At 73.5% G+C, this 18,936-nt stretch carries 20 protein-coding genes; 14 read left to right on the forward strand and 6 right to left on the reverse strand.

Annotated elements, in window-relative coordinates; genetic code table 11:
• Positions 1 to 182: 182 nt before the first annotated feature.
• The 3 genes from ACIQUR_RS12155 to ACIQUR_RS12165 are packed head-to-tail and all read left to right on the forward strand — an operon-like array spanning position 183 to position 3,390.
• Positions 183 to 1,499, forward strand: a complete 1,317-nt coding sequence (locus tag ACIQUR_RS12155) for a cytochrome P450 (RefSeq protein WP_403662294.1) — start codon at positions 183 to 185, stop codon at positions 1,497 to 1,499.
• Entirely contained in the window at positions 1,496 to 2,386 is an 891-nt protein-coding gene (locus tag ACIQUR_RS12160) for a thioesterase II family protein (protein ID WP_403662297.1), read from the forward strand. The genes ACIQUR_RS12155 and ACIQUR_RS12160 overlap by 4 nt, the downstream gene beginning before the upstream one ends.
• A gap of 17 nt (positions 2,387 to 2,403) precedes the next feature.
• On the forward strand, positions 2,404 to 3,390 hold the full coding sequence (locus ACIQUR_RS12165; RefSeq protein WP_403662300.1) for an aldo/keto reductase: 987 nt from the start codon (positions 2,404 to 2,406) through the stop codon (positions 3,388 to 3,390).
• 70 nt (positions 3,391 to 3,460) lie between these two features.
• Here the strand turns inward: ACIQUR_RS12165 and ACIQUR_RS12170 are convergent, their stop codons facing one another.
• Positions 3,461 to 3,535, reverse strand: coding sequence for a 50S ribosomal protein bL37 (locus ACIQUR_RS12170; protein ID WP_373297613.1), 75 nt, complete (start codon positions 3,533 to 3,535; stop codon positions 3,461 to 3,463).
• A 121-nt stretch (positions 3,536 to 3,656) separates the two neighbouring features.
• Here ACIQUR_RS12170 and ACIQUR_RS12175 point away from each other — a divergent pair, with 121 nt between their 5' ends.
• Positions 3,657 to 4,004, forward strand: a complete 348-nt coding sequence (locus ACIQUR_RS12175; protein ID WP_403662303.1) for a DUF6479 family protein — start codon at positions 3,657 to 3,659, stop codon at positions 4,002 to 4,004.
• A gap of 42 nt (positions 4,005 to 4,046) precedes the next feature.
• Here ACIQUR_RS12175 and ACIQUR_RS12180 read toward each other — a convergent pair whose 3' ends face one another.
• Entirely contained in the window at positions 4,047 to 5,168 is a 1,122-nt protein-coding gene (locus ACIQUR_RS12180) for a Ku protein (RefSeq protein ID WP_403662306.1), read from the reverse strand.
• 50 nt (positions 5,169 to 5,218) lie between these two features.
• On the opposite strand from ACIQUR_RS12180, the gene ligD reads away from it, so the two are divergent.
• Together ligD and ACIQUR_RS12190 are read left to right on the forward strand one after the other, a co-directional pair.
• Positions 5,219 to 6,124 (forward strand): non-homologous end-joining DNA ligase, encoded by a 906-nt coding sequence (gene ligD / locus ACIQUR_RS12185; RefSeq protein ID WP_403662309.1) that lies wholly within the window; start codon positions 5,219 to 5,221, stop codon positions 6,122 to 6,124.
• Positions 6,124 to 7,005, forward strand: coding sequence for an ATP-dependent DNA ligase (locus ACIQUR_RS12190; RefSeq protein WP_403662700.1), 882 nt, complete (start codon positions 6,124 to 6,126; stop codon positions 7,003 to 7,005). Before ligD ends, ACIQUR_RS12190 begins: the two co-directional genes overlap by 1 nt.
• 30 nt (positions 7,006 to 7,035) lie before the next feature.
• On the opposite strand, the gene ACIQUR_RS12195 is transcribed toward ACIQUR_RS12190, so the two are convergent.
• Positions 7,036 to 7,836 (reverse strand): nuclease-related domain-containing protein, encoded by an 801-nt coding sequence (locus tag ACIQUR_RS12195; protein ID WP_403662312.1) that lies wholly within the window; start codon positions 7,834 to 7,836, stop codon positions 7,036 to 7,038.
• Between the two features lie 260 nt (positions 7,837 to 8,096).
• Between ACIQUR_RS12195 and ACIQUR_RS12200 the strand changes: the two genes are divergently transcribed.
• The 3 genes from ACIQUR_RS12200 (at position 8,097) to ACIQUR_RS12210 (ending at position 11,426) form a co-directional block, all read left to right on the forward strand.
• Complete coding sequence (locus ACIQUR_RS12200; RefSeq protein ID WP_403662315.1) at positions 8,097 to 8,447, forward strand: hypothetical protein; 351 nt, start codon at positions 8,097 to 8,099, stop codon at positions 8,445 to 8,447.
• Positions 8,448 to 9,165: 718 nt separating this feature from the next.
• Positions 9,166 to 10,038, forward strand: coding sequence for a hypothetical protein (locus tag ACIQUR_RS12205; protein ID WP_403662318.1), 873 nt, complete (start codon positions 9,166 to 9,168; stop codon positions 10,036 to 10,038).
• A gap of 188 nt (positions 10,039 to 10,226) precedes the next feature.
• Positions 10,227 to 11,426, forward strand: a complete 1,200-nt coding sequence (locus tag ACIQUR_RS12210; RefSeq protein ID WP_403662321.1) for an ATP-binding protein — start codon at positions 10,227 to 10,229, stop codon at positions 11,424 to 11,426.
• A 36-nt stretch (positions 11,427 to 11,462) separates the two neighbouring features.
• Here the strand turns inward: ACIQUR_RS12210 and ACIQUR_RS12215 are convergent, their stop codons facing one another.
• Together ACIQUR_RS12215 and ACIQUR_RS12220 are read right to left on the reverse strand one after the other, a co-directional pair.
• Complete coding sequence (locus ACIQUR_RS12215) at positions 11,463 to 11,606, reverse strand: hypothetical protein (protein WP_403662324.1); 144 nt, start codon at positions 11,604 to 11,606, stop codon at positions 11,463 to 11,465.
• A 265-nt stretch (positions 11,607 to 11,871) separates the two neighbouring features.
• Positions 11,872 to 12,309 carry a DUF6325 family protein gene (locus ACIQUR_RS12220; RefSeq protein WP_403662327.1) on the reverse strand — a complete coding sequence of 146 codons (438 nt, stop codon included), beginning with the start codon at positions 12,307 to 12,309 and terminating at the stop codon, positions 11,872 to 11,874.
• 96 nt (positions 12,310 to 12,405) lie between these two features.
• Here ACIQUR_RS12220 and ACIQUR_RS12225 point away from each other — a divergent pair, with 96 nt between their 5' ends.
• From ACIQUR_RS12225 to ACIQUR_RS12235, 3 genes are read left to right on the forward strand one after another with little or no spacing between them, the layout of a single operon-like run.
• Entirely contained in the window at positions 12,406 to 13,794 is a 1,389-nt protein-coding gene (locus ACIQUR_RS12225) for an FtsW/RodA/SpoVE family cell cycle protein (protein ID WP_403662330.1), read from the forward strand.
• Positions 13,791 to 15,269 carry a penicillin-binding transpeptidase domain-containing protein gene (locus ACIQUR_RS12230; RefSeq protein WP_403662333.1) on the forward strand — a complete coding sequence of 493 codons (1,479 nt, stop codon included), beginning with the start codon at positions 13,791 to 13,793 and terminating at the stop codon, positions 15,267 to 15,269. The genes ACIQUR_RS12225 and ACIQUR_RS12230 overlap by 4 nt, the downstream gene beginning before the upstream one ends.
• Positions 15,270 to 15,313: 44 nt before the next feature.
• Complete coding sequence (locus tag ACIQUR_RS12235; RefSeq protein ID WP_403662335.1) at positions 15,314 to 15,772, forward strand: DUF3291 domain-containing protein; 459 nt, start codon at positions 15,314 to 15,316, stop codon at positions 15,770 to 15,772.
• 74 nt (positions 15,773 to 15,846) lie between these two features.
• Here the strand turns inward: ACIQUR_RS12235 and ACIQUR_RS12240 are convergent, their stop codons facing one another.
• Positions 15,847 to 16,953: a ferritin-like domain-containing protein gene (locus ACIQUR_RS12240; RefSeq protein WP_403662338.1), complete on the reverse strand. Its 1,107-nt coding sequence runs from the start codon at positions 16,951 to 16,953 to the stop codon at positions 15,847 to 15,849.
• 180 nt (positions 16,954 to 17,133) lie between these two features.
• Here ACIQUR_RS12240 and ACIQUR_RS12245 point away from each other — a divergent pair, with 180 nt between their 5' ends.
• Together ACIQUR_RS12245 and ACIQUR_RS12250 are read left to right on the forward strand one after the other, a co-directional pair.
• Positions 17,134 to 18,063: a diiron oxygenase gene (locus ACIQUR_RS12245; RefSeq protein ID WP_403662341.1), complete on the forward strand. Its 930-nt coding sequence runs from the start codon at positions 17,134 to 17,136 to the stop codon at positions 18,061 to 18,063.
• Positions 18,064 to 18,112: 49 nt separating this feature from the next.
• Entirely contained in the window at positions 18,113 to 18,829 is a 717-nt protein-coding gene (locus tag ACIQUR_RS12250; protein WP_403662344.1) for a TetR/AcrR family transcriptional regulator, read from the forward strand.
• Positions 18,830 to 18,936: the final 107 nt, after the last annotated feature.

Here is an 18,936-nt window from a genome sequence, read left to right on the forward strand (position 1 = left end):
CGCAGACCGGCTGGTTCCCCGTCGCGCCGCGACGGGCCGCGCACCCGATCATCACCGGATGCCCGCGTCCCGTCCTCCCCCGTGTGCCCCGCGCCCTCCTTCCCGTACGCCCGGAAGCACGCGGTACCGGCGCCGTCCCACGCCCGCCCCGGCTTCGAGCCCAGGCGAAAGGAAGACGGGCCTTGACCGTCCACGCCACATCCGCCCCCGCCGTACCGTCGCTCACACCCCCGCCGGGGTGCCCGATGCACGCGGCCGCCACCAGTCCCGCCGCCGCCCACGACCTCGTCGACCCGGGCCTCTACAGCGACGGCGACCCGCACCCCGTCTGGCGCCGCATGCGCGCGCTGGACACGCTGACGCGCCACCAGGTCGACGACGAGCGCTGGTTCTGGAACGTCGTGCGCTTCGAGGACTCCGACCGGGTGCTGCGCGACACCGCGACCTTCACCTCCGAACGCGGCACCATGCTGGACCTGCTGGGCCTGGACGATCCGGCCAGCGGCAAGCAGCTCGCGGCCACCGACCCGCCCCGGCACACCGAGATGCAGGGCCGCCTGAAGAAGGCCCTGGCCATCAAGTCGGTCGACCGGCAGCGGGAGATGATCCGCGACCTGGTGGTCCCGCTGATCGAACCGCTCGGCGACGGCGGCACCTTCGACTTCGCGCAGGCCATGCTCGCCATGCCGATGTCGGTCACCGGCACCATGATGGGCCTGCCGACGGCGGACTGGGCCTGGCTGAACCGCCTCACCACCGTGTGCATCGCGGCGGACGACCCCGAGTACCAGGACGCGGGCGGCCGGGACGCCACGCTGAAGGCGGCGCACCGCGACCTGTTCGCCTACTTCCAGGACCTGGTGCGGTTCCGCCGCAACAACCTCGGCGACGACCTGCTGAGCGTGCTGATCTCCACCGAGTTCGAGGGCCGCCACATGGCCCCCGACGAGATCGTCGCGAACTGCTACAGCCTGCTGCTGGGCGCCAACGTCACCACCCCGCACGCGCCGAACTTCGTGATGGCCGAGTTCATCGGGTCTGGCGTGCTCCAGGACTGGGCCGCGCACCCGGAGGCCGACGGCACGGGCCTGGAGGAGTCGCTGCGCTGGGCCTCGCCGGTCAACCACTTCCTGCGGTACGCGACCCGCGACGTGGAGATCCGGAACACCCGGATCCGGGCCGGGGACGCCGTGGTGGTCTGGCTGGGCTCCGCCAACCGCGACGACACCGTCTTCGCCCGGGGCGGCGAGTTCGACATCCGGCGCAAGCCCAACAAGCACCTGGCCTTCGGCATCGGGCCGCACTACTGCATCGGGCACAGCGTCGCCCGCGTCACCCTGAAGACGCTGTACCACGAGCTGTTCACCCGCTTCGAGGACTTCCGGCCGGCCGGCCGCCCCGAGCGGCTGCGGTCCAACTTCGTCTCCGGCTACAAGCACATCCCGATCACCGCCCGCCCGGCCCGCGGCGGCAACGGCCGTACGAGGAGGCCCGCATGACGGCCGCGAGCCCGGCGCCCCAGGCCCCGGCGGAGGCGGCGGAAGCACCGGCGGAGCGCCACCGGCCGGCGCCCGTGCCCGCGGGCCCGGCGCCGGCCGCCGCCGCGGCCGAGCCGACCGGGACGCCCTGGCTGCGCCGCTTCCACAGCGCGCCCGCCGGCGCGCCGCGGCTGCTCGTCTTCCCCCACGCGGGCGGCAACGCCTCGTACTTCTTCCCCTTCTCCGCCCGCCTGGCGCGGTACGCGGACGTGCTGGTCGTCCAGTACCCCGGCCGGCAGGAACGCTTCGGCGAGCCCTGCGTGGAGTCGCTGCACGAGCTGGCCGACCTGGTCGCCGCCGAGCTGACCGGCGGCGGCTTCACGGACCGCCCGTACAGCGTCTTCGGGCACAGCATGGGCTCCTCGCTCGCCTTCGAGGTCGCGTGCCGGCTGCGGGACGCGGGCTTCCCGCCCGCCGCCCTGGCCGTCTCGGGCCGCCGCGCGCCCTCGGTGCCGGCGCCCGGGTCCGTCCACCTCGCCGACGACGAGACCCTGATCGCCGACATGAAGCTGCTCGGCGGCACCGACGAGCGGATGCTGGACCACCCGGAGCTGCTCGCCGCGATCCTGCCGGCCGTCCGCAGTGACTACGTGGCCACCGAGACGTACCGCTTCCGCGGGGCGGAGCCGCTCGCCTGCCCGGTCACCGCACTCATCGGGGACGCCGACCCGCGGGTCGACGAGCCGATCGCGCTCGCCTGGCGGAACCACACCACCGGCCCCTTCCGGCTCCGCTCCTACGCGGGCGGCCACTTCTACCTCGTACCCCACCTGGACGCCGTCGTGACGGAGCTGCTGGCCGACCTGCCGCAGCCCGCCGGGCGCGCTCCGCTCCCGACCCACCCCTGAACCGAAAGGTCCCCACCGTGAAGTACCGCGTCATCGGCAGCTCCCCCGAGACCCGCCGCGAGGTGAGCGTCCTGTCCCTGGGCGCCATGACCTTCGGCACCACCGTCGACGAGGCCACCTCGTACGCCATCCTGGACCGCTTCGTGGAGGCGGGCGGCACCTTCATCGACACCTCCAACAACTACGCCTTCTGGGTGCACGGCACCCAGGGAGGCGAGAGCGAGGAGCTGGTCGGCCGCTGGATCAAGAGCCGCGGCATCGGCGACGAGATCACCATCGCCACCAAGCTGGGCGCCCGCCCCAACCAGCCCACCAGCGGCTTCAGCCTGGACGTCGAGGGCCTGTCCGCCAAGGTCATCCGGGAGTCCTCGGAGGCCAGCCGCGAGCGCCTCGGCATCGAGAAGATCCACCTGCTCTACGCGCACATCATGGACGAGAACACCCCGCTGGAGGAGACCGTCCAGGGGTTCGCCGACGTGGTCGCGGACGGCGTCGCCGGCCTGCTCGGCGCCAGCAACCACTGGGCCTGGCGGATCGAGCGCGCCCGCACCCTGGCCGCCGCGGCCGGCGTACCCGGCTACGAGGTGCTCCAGCACCACCACAGCTACCTCCGCCAGCGCACGGACGTCCCGAGCCTGCGCTCGCCCGACGGCAACCAGGGCCTGGTCAGCGGCGACCTGCTGAGCTACCTGCGCGCCAACCCCTCCCTCACCCAGGTCTCGTACTCGCCGCTGATCTCCGGCGCGTACGTACGGGACGACAAGCCGCTCGGCCCGGGCTTCGACCACGCCGGCACCGAGCCCCGGCTGCGCGCGGTGCGCGAGGTGGCGGCCGAGACGGGCGCCACCGTCAACCAGGTGGTGCTGTCCTGGCTGATGGGCGGGGACATCCCGGTGCTGCCGCTGGTCGGCGCGTCCTCCGTGGCCCAGCTGGAGGAGAACCTCGGCGCGGTCGAGCTCGACCTCACGCCGGAGCAGCGGGCGAAGCTCGACTCGGTGAACTGACCCCCCACATGACGGACCCCGCGCCCGGCTCGTGCCGGACGCGGGGTCCCTCGTACGCGGGTCCGACGGCTCAGGCGTTGGGCCGCTTGCCGTGGTTCGCGCCCTTCTTCTTGCGGGCGCGCCGCTTGTTGCCTCGCTTGGACATGCTCGTCATCTCCCTCGCGGGTGGGGGGCGGGCGTGCGCTGCCAGTCTTGCGCGCCCCGGGCGAAACCGCCATTGATGACCATGTGAGGTAGTAATCGGCTATCCGGGGTAATACTCAGATATGGACACATTCGGTGAGATTGTGCCGTTCCTGTTCGTGGGGATCGCGATCGCCGCATTCCTCCTGCTCGCCTTCTGGTTCGGGAGGAAGGTGCGCGACCGGGAGCCGGAGCCGCCGGAGCCGGAGACGCAGCCGCGCCTGCCGGAGGGCGGAGCCGTGTACGAGGTGCGCGAGGAGCGGGATCCCGTCGAGATCCCCCCGGAGGGGCTGCGGCCACACGAGATGCAGGGTTACGGGAACTTCGGCTCCCGCACGTCCGAGCACCCGGAAGAGGTGCGCAAGCGGAGGGAATCCAACGCGAGCGGAGGCGCCAACGGCAGTGGCGGCTTCGGCGCCACCGGAGTCTGACACCTCGATCGGGTCCGAACCCCGGCCCCACCGGCACCCCCCTCAGGCCGACGAGCGCCTGCGGGGGGTGCCTGCTGCGGTCTTCTTGGCGGCCGTCTTCTTCGCGGCCGTCTTCTTCGCGGTGGTCTTGGCGGCGGTGCTCTTTGTGGCCGCGGCCTTGCCGGCCGCGGTCTTCGAGGCCGGCTTGGCGGTGCTCTTCGCCGTCCTCGCCGTGCTCTTCGCGGTCTTGGCGGTCGTCTTCTTGGCCGCCGTGTCCTTCGCAGCGGCCCGCTTCGTCCCCGCCGCCGTCGACTTCTTGCCGCCCACCGCCTTCGGTGCGGCCGCCGTCCGCCGGATCGGGGTGACGGCGGCCGGCTCCGCCTCCGCGGGCTCCCCCTCGGCACCGGCCTCGCCGCGGGACTCCCGGGCCGCCCGTACGCTCTTCTCCAGCGCCGCCATCAGGTCGATCACCTGGCCGCGCGGCTCCGCCGCCGGGGATTCCGGCTCCTCGCCCGAGGACTTGGCGGCGATCAGCGCCTCCACGGCCGCCCGGTAGTCGTCGTGCATGCTCTCCAGGTCGACCTCGCCGAGGGTGGCCATCAGGGCGTCCGCGAGGTCCAGCTCGGCCTCCCGCACGGTCACCTGCGTCTCGGGGGCCACGCCCTCCGGCGCCCGGATCTCGTCCGGCCAGAGCAGCCCGTGCATCGCGATCACGTCGTCCACCACGCGCAGCATCCCGAGCCGCTCCCGCCCCCGCAGCGCGAACTTCGCGATGGCCACCCGCCGGCTCCGCTTCAGCGCCTCGCGCAGCAGGGTGTAGGGCTTGGCGGCCGAGACGCCGTTGGCCGCCAGGTAGTAGGCCGCGTCCATCTGGAGGGGGTCGATCTCCGTGGCGGGCACGAAGGCGACGATCTCGATGGTCTTGGCGGTGGGCAGCGGCAGGGCGGCCAGGTCCTGGTCGGTGATCGGGATGATCGAGCCGTCCGCCTCCTCGTACCCCTTGCCGATCTGGTCGGCGGTGAGCTCCTCGCCGTCGAGTTCACAGACCTTGCGGTAGCGGACCCGGCCGCCGTCGGCGGTGTGGATCTGCCGGAAGGAGATCGAGTGACTCTCGGTGGCGTTGACGAGCTTGATCGGAATGCTGACGAGCCCGAAGGAGATCGCCCCGTTCCAGATGGATCGCACGATGGATTCCCTTTCGTGCCTGTATGCCAGGTTCGTGGCAGTCTCATCGTATGACGCCGATCACAGAGGTGGAGGGGCGTCGCCTCGCACTCAGCAACCTGGACAAGGTCCTCTACCCCGAAAGCGGCTACACAAAGGCCGAGGTCGTCCACTACTACGCCGTGGTCGCGGACGCCATGCTCCCCCACCTGCGCGACCGGCCGGTCTCCTTCCTGCGCTACCCCGACGGGGTGGAGAGCCAGCGGTTCTTCAGCAAGAATCCGCCGCCGGGCACGCCCGCCTGGGTGAAGACGGCCCGGGTCCCCCGCTCCGAGGACGAGCGGGCCGAACAGGTGCTCGTACAGGACCTCCCCACCCTCGTCTGGGCGGCCAACCTCGTGGTCGAGTTCCACGTCCACCAGTGGCGCGCCGGGGCACCCGCCGTCGCCGACCGGCTGGTCCTGGACCTGGACCCCGGCCCGCCCGCCACCGTCGTGGAGTGCTGCGCCGCCGCCCTCTGGCTGCGCGAGCGGCTCACCGCCGAGGGCCTCCACGTCTACGCCAAGACCTCCGGCTCCAAGGGCCTGCACCTCTCGGTCCCGCTGGAGCCCACCCCCTCCGCCGAGGTCTCCGCGTACGCCAAGGCACTCGCCCGGGAGGCCGAGCGCGAGCTGCCCGCACTGGTCGTGCACAGGATGGCCAAGGCCCTGCGGCCGGGCAAGGTCTTCGTCGACCACAGCCAGAACGCCGCCGCCAAGACCACCGCGGCCCCCTACACCCTGCGCGCCCGGCCGCTGCCCACCGTCTCCGCACCGGTGGACTGGGCGGAGGTGGAGGCCTGCCGGGACCCCGCCGAGCTGGTCTTCCTGGCCGACGACGTGACCGCCCGGCTCTCGCGGGACGGGGACCTCTTCGCCCCCCTGTCCGACCCCGGCCTGGCCCGGCCGCTGCCCCGGCACCCGGACGCCGCACCGTGATCCGCGTCGCGCTCGCCGCCACCGTGCGCGCGCTGCCGCGCGGCGCCGGGCTGGCGTACGAGCCGAAGTTCGACGGGCACCGGGTGGTGGTCCTGCGCACCGCCGACGACGTCGTGCTCCAGGCCCGCTCGGGCCGGATCATCACGGCGGCGTTCCCCGACCTCGCCGCCGCGGCACGGCAGTTGCCGCCCGAGACCACCCTCGACGGCGAGGTGGTGGTCTGGCACGACGGACGCACCGACTTCGCGCTGGTGCAGCGCCGGGCGGCGGCCACGGCGGCACGGGCCGCCGCCCTCGCCCGGACGCTCCCGGCCTCGTACGCCGCCTTCGACCTGCTGGACCTGGCGGGCCTGGACCTGCGGCCCCGCGCCTACGAGCAGCGCCGGGCGCTCCTCGTCGACCTGCTGCTGCCGCTGGGACCGCCCCTCCAGCCGGTGCCCATGACCACCGACCCCGACCTGGCGGCCACCTGGTACGAGACCCTGCCCGCCAGCGGCATCGAGGGCCTGGTCGTCAAGCGCCTCGACCAGCCGTACCCGGCCGGGCGGCGGGCCTGGCGCAAGCTGCGCCACACCGACACGACGGACGCGGCCGCGGTCGGCTGGACCGGCACGGCGCACCGGCCCAGCGCCCTCGTGCTGGTCCTCCCCGACGACGACACCCCCGTCGTCTCCAGCCCGCTGACGGGCGCGCTGCGCACCGCGGCCGCCGAGGCCCTGGCCGGCCGGGACCACCCGCCCGAGGCCGCGGGCACGGTCACCGCGGTGGGCCTCGGCGAACTCCCGTACCGGCTCCTGGACCCCCCGCTGACGGTGGAGGTCCGCCACGCCACGACCCGCCACCCACCACCGGAGGTACTGCGGATCCGCGGGGACGGCTGAGGAGCACGGGCGGAGCCGCTCCTCCCGCCCTCAGGCGCGGAGCCAGGTGCGGCGGTCGCGGGCCAGCCCGTACAGCGCTTCGACGTCGGCCGGCTTCAGCACGCCGGCCAGCCGCCCCAGGCCGGCCGCGCCACCCTCCCGCACCACCACGACGTCCCGCAGCGAGGGGGCCACGTCCACCCGGGACGCGTCGACCACGGCCAGCACCGGGCGCACCGCGGCCGTCAGCACGTGCCCGGCACGGGCCGCCGCGCGGCGTACCCAGCGGGGGCCGGGGACGGGTTCGGCGCGGCCCACCGTGAGCAGCAGGTCCCCGACGGAAGCCCGCTGACGACGGCCGGCGGCGGTACGGACGACCAGTACGCCGCCGGGCCCGATCAGCAGGTGGTCGATCCCGGCGGGGCCGGCGTCGGGCAGCGGCACCGCGTGCAGCACCCGCCACCCCATCCCCTCCAGCCCGTCCAGCTCGGCCCCGAAACGCTGCTGCGCCAGCAGCTCGTACCGCAGGCCGCGGGCACGGCGGCCGGGGGTGCCGTACGCGAACTCGCCGAGCAGCGTCTCGCCCGGGCGGTTGGGCGCGAGGTCGTCGTCCGGCGGGAGGGCCAGCCGTAACAGCTCGGCGCGGCCGGGGACGGGCGGCGGGCCCACCGTGTACGACCGGGTGAGGTACGGGCCGAGCGCGGCCAGCACCGCCTCCTCGTGCTCCCGGCCGAGCAGGCTGACACGGCCGGTGTCCCGGTCGTACCAGGCCACGCTCCTGCCGTCGGGCAGGCTGACGTACAGGCGGTCCAGCCCGTTGCCGCGTGCCGGTGTGACCGTGAGTCCCCGCATCCCGCCCCCCTCCGCGTCCCGCTCCCGCCATGTCAGCACCCCCCTGCCCCCCGAGCAAGACCCCGGCCCATGCGCACGGCCGGCCCGGAGCCCACGGGGCCCAAGCCCTCCGAGGGCGGCCCGGCGGCCCGGAAGCGCGCGGTTGTGTAACGCCTTCGCGTGGTCGGTGACGGGTGGCCGTTACACGGCCGGGGCGGTCTCGCAACGCTCGGGGCCTAGCGTGGAGCCACCAGCACGAACACCTACCGCCGAGGACTCCCGTGAACAGCACCTCCCGCCGCACCACCGCCCGGGCCGCCGCCGTCGCCGCCGTGGCGTGCGGGCTGCTGACGCTGCCGGCCGCGGCCGCCCTCGCCGACACAAGCACTCCGGCGACCCCGGTCCAGAGCGTGGCCCTGGTGTCCACGACCACCACCGACCGCCACGAGATCACCACCGCGGCAGCCCCGCGGAGCGGGTTCCGGGCCGGTGTCGAGGCACTGCGCCCGACCGGCGCCGCGGACGGCTCGGGTGACGGCCTGCTGCTGATCGGCGCGGGCGCAGGCATGGCCGCGGCAGGCGCCGCAGGCCTCGGCTTCGCGATGCTCCGCCGAGGCCGAACGACCTCCTGACGGCCCCACGACCCCACCGCCTCCCGCCCCATCTCAATGCCGAGTCCCCGGTTCCGGGTCCCTGCCCGGGCTACGGGGCCCACGCCGCGCACCTCACCGCCCCCCTTCCCCCGCACTCCCCTTGGCCGCCCTGGTGGGTCGTGTGGTGTGTGGGGCAGGTGCTTGAGGCGTCGTGGCAGGCTGGTCCGGAGGCAGGCCCGGGCCGGGGGTGGCCGAAGGCCAGGGCGAAGCCCCAAAGCCCCAGGGGTGGGCCTGCCGCTGGGGGTACCTCCCAGCGGTAGCTGGGGGAGGCCTGCAGGCCACGACGGGTCAAGCACCGAGGGGACCCACACACCACACGACCCACCCCCCGAAGCAGGCTCCGCCGCGCAGCGGCCGTGCGTGACGGATCTCCTCGCTACCGGGCACCACGCACCCGCACGCGCCCTCCCCCTCCCCTCCCCTCCCCCAGCCCCCAGCCCCCACCACGGTCTCGGCGCCCCGGAATCCACCAGCTGGACAAAAAGGACTTCACGCCGAATAAGTTTTACGGTGCCACCGAGAGGCCGGACCCCCCGGCCGATCACCCGCGGCGGCTCGCCCACCAGCGACCACCGCCCGGACCAGGACCAGGACCAGCACCACCCCGCCCTCCACGCGGACGCGACCTGGCCGCCCGACCACGAGCCGTGGCGGCCACCGGCCCCGCACGGAGGCCCGAGCCGCACACAGGAGGCCCGTGAAGCCGCGTCGCACGCCGTCCGGGGCGACCCCACCCCCCGACCGCACCCCGACCGCGGCCCGTACCCCCGCAGCGGCCCGCACCTCGGCCGGGACCCTCCACACCCCCGCCACAGCCCGCACCCGCACCCGCACCCGCATCACCGCCTGCATGCTCGCCCTCCCCCTGGCCCTGCTCGTCACCGCCTGCGGCGGTTCCGGACGCCTGGAGAGTGCGGGACCCACCCCCATCGCCAGCGGCCCGGTCCACCTGTGGCCCCAACGGCAGGGCGCCTCGGTACTGCCCGCCGACCCGGCCGGCGCCCCACCCGAGTACGTCACCGGCATCCCGCCAGTCACCGGCCAGAACGTCCACCAGGTCGACCCCGTGGCGCTGGTCAAGGCAGAGATCAAGGAGGCCGCGAGCACCGTCACCGGTCCCGACGCGATGCCGCCCGAGACCATCGCCGCGATCGGCACGTGCACGCGGGCCGGCGCCCCGAAGTGCCCGGTGCTCGCCCCGTACTACCGCGACCTGACCGGCAACGGCCGCGACGAGCTGATCATCGGCATCGAGCTGCCCGACCGGCAGCTCGCGGTCCGCGCCTTCACCGCCGACCCGGACGGCCGGCTCAACCGCATCATGGGCACCGTCGAGTCCGTGATCGGCGTGGAACTGGCCGGCCGGGACGTCATCCTCAGGGTCCCGGGCGGCAACCCCGGCTACGAGTGGATCATCGCCTGGTCCTGGGACGAGAAGCAGCGCACGATGCTGCCGACCCGCGACCAGATCGTGCGCGTGACGCAGCCGCGCGGCCAGAAGCGCCCCGCCACCTCGCCGGTCGCCACTCCCTCCGACCCTCCCGTCACCACTCCCGGGACCGCATCGTGACCGCCGACGACACGACCGCCGACGACAAGACCTCCGCCCCACCCCCACCCCCACCCCCAACCCCAACCCCCACCCCACCCTCCCGCCGGAAACACGCCGGACGAACAGGACCCGGGCGCCCCCGTCGCCCCCGCCTGCCCGCCTGGACGGCCACGCTCACCTGGAAGTCCGCCTGCTTCATCGTCGTCATGTGCTGCGCGCTGGCGGCCGTCCTCGGCGTACTCGTGCACGTGGAGGTCACCCGCCAGACCGTGCAGACCGCCCGCGACAAGGCCCTCACCAAGCTCACCGACGCCGCCCGCGCCTACGAGGCCGGCGAGGCCCTGCCGCCCGGCTCCGGCATCGACCCCCCGGAGCTCCCGGCCTCCCTCCGCGCCCTGGCCGTGGCCGGGTCGCGCGGCACGATGGTGGCCGACTTCCGGGGCAGCCCCACCATGTGGGCGGCGGCTCCGGCCGACGGCCGGGCCCTGGCCACCACCATCGACTACACGCAGAGCGCCAGAACCATCAGCGGCCTCGACAACGCGATCATCGGCTCCTCCGTGCTGGCCATCGGCGGCACCCTGCTGATCGGCGCCTTCGCGGTCACCCGGGTCACGCGGCGGCTGCACCAGACCGCGACCGTCGCCCGGCGGATCAGCCAGGGCGACCTCGACGCACGGGTCGCGGACCCGCGTACCGAAGACCCCTCGCGGCACCAGGACGAGGTGGCGACCGTGGCCGGGGCACTGGACACCATGGCGTCCACGCTCCAGGCGAAGCTGACGAGCGAGCAGCGCTTCACCGCGGACGTGGCGCACGAGCTGCGCACGCCGCTGACCGGGCTCTCGGCGGCGGCCGAGCTGCTGCCGGACGGCCGGCCCACGCAGATGGTGCGGGAACGGGTACGGACGATGCGGCAGCTGACCGAGGACCTGCTGGAGATCTCACGGCTGGACTCGGGCAGCGAGCAGGTCGAGAACGACGTGCACCGGCTGGCGCCGCTGGCCGAGCGGGTCGTACGCGCCTCGGGCACGGACACCGAGGTCGTGATCGTCGAGGACCTGTGCGTCGAGACCGACCGGCGGCGGCTGGAGCGCGTCCTGGGCAACCTGGTCGCGAACGCCCACAAGCACGGACGCGCGCCGGTGGTCCTGACGGTCCACGGACCGGTCGTGACGGTACGGGACCACGGCGACGGCTACCCGGACTACCTGGTGGCGCACGGCCCGCAGCGCTTCCGTACGGAACCCCAGGCGGGCGGCAAGGGCCACGGACTGGGCCTCACCATCGCGGCCGGCCAGGCGGAGGTGATCGGCGCCCGCCTGGACTTCCGCAACGCCCCCGACGGCGGCGCCGAAGCTGTCCTCACCCTCCCGACGCCGCCCCAGGACACGCCGGAACCCTGACCCGGGCCGCACGCCCCGCGCCCCACCCGACCCGACCTATTCGCCGGCCAGCAGCCGGGACTTGGCGGCCGCGAACTCCTCCGGTGTCAGAAGCCCCTCACGGGACAGCGCGGCCAACTGCGCGAGCTGCCCGGCCAGCCCCCCACCCACCGCGGCACCAGCACCAGCGGCGTCACCCACACCAGCCCCAGCGGCGCCACCCGCACCAGACGCCCTGGCGACAACGTCGGCCGCCCCCACCCCAGGCCTCTCCCCCACCCCCACCCCAGGCCCCTCCTCCGCTCCCTCCTCCGGCACCACGTCCCAGACGTACGCACCGCGCGCGAGGCTCCCCCGCAGCAGTGGCGCTCCTGCCGGGCGCTGCGCGGGACGGACCGTGGCGCGTACAGGCCGGATGAACATCAGGACTCCCCTCGACGAGGCCGCCCACCGGCCGCCACCCCACTCACGACTCCCCGCCCCCAGCCAAGCCCCCACCCAAACTCAACGCCGCCCGCACCTCCGCAATGCGTTCCGGCGGAATGCGGACCGACCCCGCGATGCGGCCGCCCGCAGCCCGTACCGCGATCGCCGCGTCCTCGGCCCACACGTGCTCGACCAGCACCAGCAGCGCGCAGCTGCCGCGTTCCAGCAGGCCGGCGGCCTCCCTGACGTCCTCCGGGCCGATCAGCCGGGCGACCTCGCGGCCCGCCAGCACGCCCTGGAGCTCCTGGAACTCGTCGAGTTCGGCGGCCAGCACCTCACCCGCGGCCGTCTTCGTGGCGACCAGCGCGTCGATCAGCCGGACGTTCCCGGTCTTGCGCAGGCCCAGTACGGCGGCCACCGCCTGCACCCTCAGCTGTTCCTCGGGAAACGCGAGCACGATGAACTCCACAGGGCCCATGTCCACTCCGGCCTATCCGGCAACCACTCCTGACGTTTCTTCAGCACACTATGACATAAAGGGACATAAGCTTCGGCTGCTTGCTACCTTGCCGATATGACCGCATTGACGGCAAAGGTGGCCGCGGACAACCCCCCGCCGCCACCCCCGCCCGGGGTACGCCACCCCCAGCGCAGGGGCGTCGAACTCGCCCTGCTCGCGGGCGCCGTCCTGATCGTCTGGTTCGGCCACGCGAGCGTCGGCCTCACCCTCCGCGGCGCGGTCCCCGACGACGCCGGCCGCTTCGCCGCCGGGCTCGCCGCCGCGGCCCTGGTCGCCCATCTGGCCGTACGCCTCTTCGCGCCCTGCGCCGACCCGCTCCTCCTCCCCATCGCGCTGCTCCTCAACGGCCTCGGCCTGGTCCTGATCCAACGCCTGGATCTGGCCACGCCGGGCCGGGTCGCCGCCCCCGACCAGCTCGTCTGGTCGGGCCTCGGCCTCGCCCTGTTCGTCGCCGCGGTCTGCCTGCTGCGCGACCACCGGGTGCTCCAGCGGTACGCGTACCTCTCGGTGGCCGCCGCGCTGCTGCTGATGCTGGTGCCGGTGCTCTTCCCGCCGATCAACGGCGCCCACATCTGGATCCGGGTCGGCGGGCTTTCCTTCCAGCCGGGCGAGTTCGCCAAGGTCCTGCTGGCCGTCTTCTTCGCCTCGTACCTCGCCGCGAACCGCACCGCCCTCGCGCTCACCGGCCGCCGGATCTGGAAGTTCCGGCTGCTGCCGGGCCGGGTGCTCGCGCCGATCCTGACGATCTGGCTGCTCAGCGTGGGCGTGCTGGTCCTGGAGCGGGACCTGGGGACGTCACTCCTCTTCTTCGGCCTCTTCGTGATCATGCTGTTCGTGGCCACCGGCCGCATCGGCTGGATCGCCATCGGACTGGTGCTGGCCGGCGTCGGCGCCTTCGCGGTCGGCACCCTGGAACCGCACGTGAACAGCCGGGTGGACGACTGGCTGAATCCATTCGCCTCCATCGAGGCGGGCCAGGGACCCGGCCAGCTCGCCCAGTCGCTCTTCGCCTTCGCCGAGGGCGGCGCCCTCGGCACCGGCCTCGGCGAGGGCCACTCCACGCTGATCGGCTTCGCCGCGAAGTCCGACTTCATCCTGGCCACGGCCGGCGAGGAGCTGGGCCTGGTCGGGCTCACCGCGATCCTGCTGCTGTACGCGCTGCTGGTCGCCCGGGCCTTCCGGGCCGGGCTGGCGCTGCGGGACCCCTTCGGCCGGCTGCTCGCCACCGGCCTCGGCGCCATCGTGGCCCTCCAGGTGTTCGTGATCGCCGGCGGGGTCACCGGGCTGATCCCGCTGACGGGCATGGCGATGCCGTTCCTGGCCCAGGGCGGCTCGTCGGTGGTGACGAACTGGCTCATCGTGGCGGTGCTGGTCAGGATCAGCGACTGCGCCCGCCGCCCCGTCCCCTGGAACGAGGAGCCCACGGGAAAGGAGCCCGCGTGATCCGGTACATCCGCTGGTCGGCCGTCTTCTGTCTCGTCCTGCTGGCCGCGCTGCTGGTGAACGCGACCCGGCTGCAGATCTGGCGGGCCGGCTCCCTGACCGACAACCCGGCCAACAAGCGGGGCAGCATCGCCCGGTACGCCGAGCCGCGCGGCGACATCCTGGTCGACGGCCGCCCGGTCACCGGCTCCCGGGACAGCGGCCAGCAGCTGCGCTACGAGCGGACGTACGCGAACGGCCCGCTGTACGCGCCGGTCACCGGCTTCTCCTCGCAGACCTACGGCACCAGCTTCGTCGAGCGCGCCGAGGACCGGCTGCTGTCCGGCACCGACCCGGGCCTGACGGCCTTCCCGCTCTGGTACGAGTTCACCCGCGGCCGCCCGGCCGGCGGGGACGCCGTCACCACGATCCGGGCCCAGGCCCAGCTGGCGGCGTACACCGGGCTGGCCGGACGGCGCGGGGCCGTGGCGGCCCTGGAGCCCTCGACGGGCCGGATCCTCGCGCTGGTCAGCAGCCCCTCGTACGACCCCGCGGTGCTCTCCGGCACCGGGGCGTCCGTGCGCGAGGCATGGTCGCGGCTGAACGCCGACCCCACCCGGCCGATGCTCAACCGGGCGCTGCGCGAGACCTATCCCCCGGGCTCCACCTTCAAGGTCGTCACCGCGGCGGCGGCGCTGGACGCGGGCGTGGTCACGGACGTGGACGCGCCGACCAGCACCCCCGACCCGTACGTCCTGCCCGGGACCACCACCGTGCTGCCGAACGCCTCCACCGGGTGCGAGGACGCCTCGATGGGCGAGGCGATCCAGTGGTCCTGCAACACGGTGATGGCCAAGATCGGCGTCCAGGTGGGCCTGCGCGGGATGGTCGAGGCGGCGGAACGATTCGGCTTCAACGACGCCGGGCTGCGCGTGCCCTCCTGGGTGTCCCGCTCGAACTTCGACACCGATATGAGCCGGGACCAGCTGGCCCTGTCCTCGATCGGGCAGTTCAACACCAAGGCCACCCCGCTCCAGATGGCGATGGTCGCGGCGGCCGTGGCCAACGGGGGCGAGGTGAAGCAGCCGTACCTGGTGGACCGGACCACCCAGGACGACGGGGACGTCGTCCGCCAGGGCGGCCAGCGCACCCTGGGCCGCGCCATGAACCCGGCCACCGCGCTGCGGCTCCAGGAGCTGATGCGGCGGGTGGTCGAGGAGGGCACCGGGCGGAACGCGGCCATCGCGGGCGCGGAGGTCGGCGGCAAGACCGGCACCGCGCAGCACGGCGTGGGGAACACCGGCACCCCGTACGCCTGGTTCATCGCCTGGGCCAAGCCGGAGGGGTCCCCGCTGCCGGCGGTGGCGGTCGCCGTGGTGGTCGAGGACGCGGAGGCCGACCGGGGGGACATCAGCGGGAACAGCAGCGCGGCGCCGATCGCGCGGGCGGTGATGGAGGCGGCGCTCGCCACCGACCCGCGGCGTCCCACTCCTTGATCAGGCGCTGCCGGAACGGGCGGGTCCGTGCCTAGGGTGCGGACATGACTGCATCCGCCCGGTACGAACTGGCCCAGGTGAACATAGGACGACCCAAGTACCCGCTGGACTCGGCGGAGTTCAAGGAGTTCATGGACGGGCTCGACCCCGTCAACGCGGTGGCCGACGCGGCCGACGGCTTCGTGTGGCGGCTCCAGGACGACTCCGGCAACGCCACGGGCGTGTCCGTGCTCGGTGACGACTCGCTCATCGTGAACATGTCGGTCTGGCGGGACGCGGAGGCGCTGGGCGCCTTCATGTACCAGGGGCTGCACCGCGAGTTCCTGGCCCGCCGCCGCGAGTGGTTCGAGCACCTCACCGAGACGGTCACGGCCCTGTGGTGGGTCGAGGCCGGCGTACGCCCGACCGTGCGGGACGCGGAGGAGCGCCTGCGGCACCTCCGCGAGCACGGCCCGGGCCCGTACGCCTTCTCGCTCCGCCACCCCTTCCCGCCACCGGCCTAGCCCGGGCCAGCACCGCGCCCGCGGGCACCGCCAGGCACCACCACTCACGGCCGCGCGCCCGCGGGCACCACCGCCTACGGCCGGGCGCCCTCGTCGATGGTGTCCCGGACCTCCGCGACGCGGGCGGCCTCCTCGGCGGCGAAGCGCTCGCGGTCCAGGGCCTCGGCCAGCTCCTCGTCCTGGGCCATCAGCAGGTCCAGGTTGGAGTCACCCATCTCGAAGACGCCCATGTCGAGGTAGGCCTTCTGGAGCCGCTCGCCCCACAGGCCGATGTCCTTCACGCACGGCACGATCCGGCTGAACAGCAGCTTGCGGAAGAGGTGCAGGAACTCCGACTGCTCGGAGTACTCCTCGGCCTCCTTCCGGGGGATGCCGAAGTTCTCCAGCACCTCCACGCCACGCAGCCGGTCGCGCATCAGGTAACAGCCCTCGATGACGAACTCCTCGCGCTCGCGCAGTTCGGCGTCGGAGAGCTGCCGGTAGTAGTCGCGCAGGGCCATCCGGCCGAAGGCCACGTGCCGGGCCTCGTCCTGCATGACGTACGCGAGGATCTGCTTGGGCAGCGGTTTGTCCGTGGTGTCGCGGATCATCCCGAAGGCGGCCAGCGCGAGCCCTTCGATCAGCACCTGCATGCCGAGGTAGGGCATGTCCCAGCGGGAGTCGCGCAGGGTGTCGCCCAGCAGGCCCTGGAGGCTGTCGTTGACGGGGTAGAGCATGCCGACCTTCTCGTGCAGGAAGCGGGAGAAGATCTCGGCGTGCCGGGCCTCGTCCATGGTCTGGGTGGCGGAGTAGAACTTCGCGTCCAGGTCGGGCACGGACTCCACGATGCGGGCCGCGCAGACCATCGCGCCCTGCTCGCCGTGCAGGAACTGGCTGAAGTTCCAGGCCGCGTAGTGCCGGCGCAGCTCGCCCTTGTCCCGGTCGGTCAGCTTCGCCCAGTGCCGGGTGCCGTAGAGGGTCTGCACCTCGTCCGGGGTGCCGAGGGGGTCGTACGGGTCGACGTCGATGTCCCAGTCGATGCGCTTGGCCCCGTCCCACTGCTTGTCCTTGCCCTTCTGGTAGAGGGCGAGGAGGCGCTCGCGGCCGTCGGCGTACTCCCAGGTGAAGCGGGCGGAGCCGGAGGCCGGGATCTGCCAGATCCCCTCGTCCGGGCGGGTGGTGTAGAGCTCGTGCGTCGACACTGACGCCCCCTTGTCTCGCGTTGCGGTCGCGGACTGCCGTACAGGAGTGGATGGTTGGCAGGTTCACACGTTGGTAGACGCGGGGTCAACAACTCGTGCGCGAGGGATTGACGACCTTGCTGACAGGGAGTCTCATAAGTGGGTGACCGCTGGTAACCCACTCACGAGGTGTCCGACCCCATGACGACCGTGACCGACCGCACCGTCCTGCGCGACGCCCTCGGCCTGCTGAAGGACCGTGAGCAGATCGCCGAGCGGCTGCTGGAGTCCTCCGCCAAGCACTCCTTCGACCCCGACAGGGAACTCGACTGGGAGGCACCGCCCGTCGAAGGCAAGTGGTACTGGCCGCCGGAGCTCGTGTCGCTGTACGACACCCCGCTCTGGAAGAAGATGTCCGAGGAGCAGCGGATGGAGCTGGCCCGCCACGAGGCGGCCGCCCTCGCCTCCCTCGGCATCTGGTTCGAGATCATCCTGATGCAGCTGCTGGTCCGGCACATCTACGACAAGTCCCTGACCAGCAATCACGTCCGCTACGCGCTCACCGAGATAGCCGACGAGTGCCGCCACTCGATGATGTTCGCCCGCATGATCAAGGCCGGCGGGGCGCCCGCGTACCCGGTGTCGAAGGTCAACCACAACCTCGCCCGCGTGCTGAAGACGATCTCGACCACCCCCGGCTCCTTCGCCTGCACCCTGCTCGGCGAGGAGATCCTCGACTGGATGCAGCGGCTGACCTTCCCGGACGAGCGGATCCAGCCGCTGGTGCGCGGGGTCACCCGGATCCACGTGGTCGAGGAGGCCCGGCACGTCCGCTACGCCCGCGAGGAGCTGCGCCGGCAGATGCTCACCGCCCCGCGCTGGGAGCAGGAGCTGACCCGGATCAGCTGCGGCGAGGCGGCCCGCGTCTTCTCCATCGCCTTCGTCAACCCGGCCGTCTACGACAACGTCGGCCTGGACCGCCGGGAGGCCGTCGCGCAGGTCAAGGCCAGCGGCCACCGCCGGGAGGTGATGCAGACCGGCGCCAAGCGGCTGACCGACTTCCTGGACGACATCGGCGTGCTGCGCGGCGTCGGCCGGCGGCTGTGGAAGAGCTCGGGGCTGCTCGCCTGACCGCGGGACACCCCCCGCGCACCGGCCCCCGGCGGATACGCTGCCGGGCATGACGACCCGGACGACGTACCGCAGGCTGAGCGTGGAGGAGCGGCGGGGCCAGCTGCTGGAGGCGGCCCTGTCGCTCTTCGCCCACCGCGCGCCGGAGGACGTGTCGCTGGACGACGTGGCCGAGGCGGCCGGGGTCTCGCGGCCGCTGGTGTACCGGTACTTCCCGGGCGGGAAGCAGCAGTTGTACGAGGCCGCGCTGCGCACGGCGGCCGACGCGCTGGAGCACTGCTTCGCGCAGCCGCAGACCGGCCCGCTCAGCCTGCGTCTGGCCCAGGCGCTGGACCGCTACCTGGCCTTCGTCGACGAGCACGCCACCGGTTTCGCCGCCCTCCTCCAGGGCGGCAGCGTCGCCGAGACCTCCCGGACCACGGCCACCGTGGACGGGGTGCGGCGGGCGGCCGCCGAGCAGATACTCGTGCACCTCGCCGTGGAGCGCCCGGGGCCCCGGCTGCGGATGATGGTGCGCACCTGGATCACGGCCGTCGAGGCGGCCTCGCTGATCTGGCTGGACGAGGGCAAGCAGCCGCCGGTGGAGGAGCTGCGGGACTGGCTGGTGGACCAGTTCGTGGCCCTGCTGACGGTGACCGCCGCAACCGACCCGGAGACCGCCGAGGTGGCCCGGGTGGCCCTGGCTCTGGAGGAGGGCGACGGTCCGGTGGGCGTGCTGGCCCGGCGGGTGATCCCGGTGGTCTCGGAGGCCGCGCACCTGCTGTGAACCGGGCCGGCGCGTCCGGCCCGCGGGGGCCGGGGGGACCTCGGGGCCGGGGGACCTCGGGGCCGCCGGGCCGCGGGGCAGCCGAACCGCCGGGGCAGCCGGACCTG

The sequence above is a fragment of the Streptomyces sp. NPDC101132 genome, assembly GCF_044759225.1.
In the GTDB taxonomy this organism is placed as follows: Bacteria; Actinomycetota; Actinomycetes; order Streptomycetales; family Streptomycetaceae; genus Streptomyces.

What these genes read in the sequence shown, in the direction of transcription:
- ACIQUR_RS12160 (WP_403662297.1), top strand. Translation starts at nt 1,496, where the DNA reads ATGACGGCCGCGAGCCCGGCGCCCCAGGCCCCGGCGGAGGCGGCGGAA.
- ACIQUR_RS12175 (WP_403662303.1), top strand. Translation starts at nt 3,657, where the DNA reads ATGGACACATTCGGTGAGATTGTGCCGTTCCTGTTCGTGGGGATCGCG.
- ligD (WP_403662309.1), top strand. Translation starts at nt 5,219, where the DNA reads ATGACGCCGATCACAGAGGTGGAGGGGCGTCGCCTCGCACTCAGCAAC.
- ACIQUR_RS12195 (WP_403662312.1), bottom strand. Translation starts at nt 7,836, where the DNA reads ATGCGGGGACTCACGGTCACACCGGCACGCGGCAACGGGCTGGACCGC.
- ACIQUR_RS12210 (WP_403662321.1), top strand. Translation starts at nt 10,227, where the DNA reads ATGTGCTGCGCGCTGGCGGCCGTCCTCGGCGTACTCGTGCACGTGGAG.
- ACIQUR_RS12220 (WP_403662327.1), bottom strand. Translation starts at nt 12,309, where the DNA reads ATGGGCCCTGTGGAGTTCATCGTGCTCGCGTTTCCCGAGGAACAGCTG.
- ACIQUR_RS12225 (WP_403662330.1), top strand. Translation starts at nt 12,406, where the DNA reads ATGACCGCATTGACGGCAAAGGTGGCCGCGGACAACCCCCCGCCGCCA.
- ACIQUR_RS12235 (WP_403662335.1), top strand. Translation starts at nt 15,314, where the DNA reads ATGACTGCATCCGCCCGGTACGAACTGGCCCAGGTGAACATAGGACGA.
- ACIQUR_RS12245 (WP_403662341.1), top strand. Translation starts at nt 17,134, where the DNA reads ATGACGACCGTGACCGACCGCACCGTCCTGCGCGACGCCCTCGGCCTG.
- ACIQUR_RS12250 (WP_403662344.1), top strand. Translation starts at nt 18,113, where the DNA reads ATGACGACCCGGACGACGTACCGCAGGCTGAGCGTGGAGGAGCGGCGG.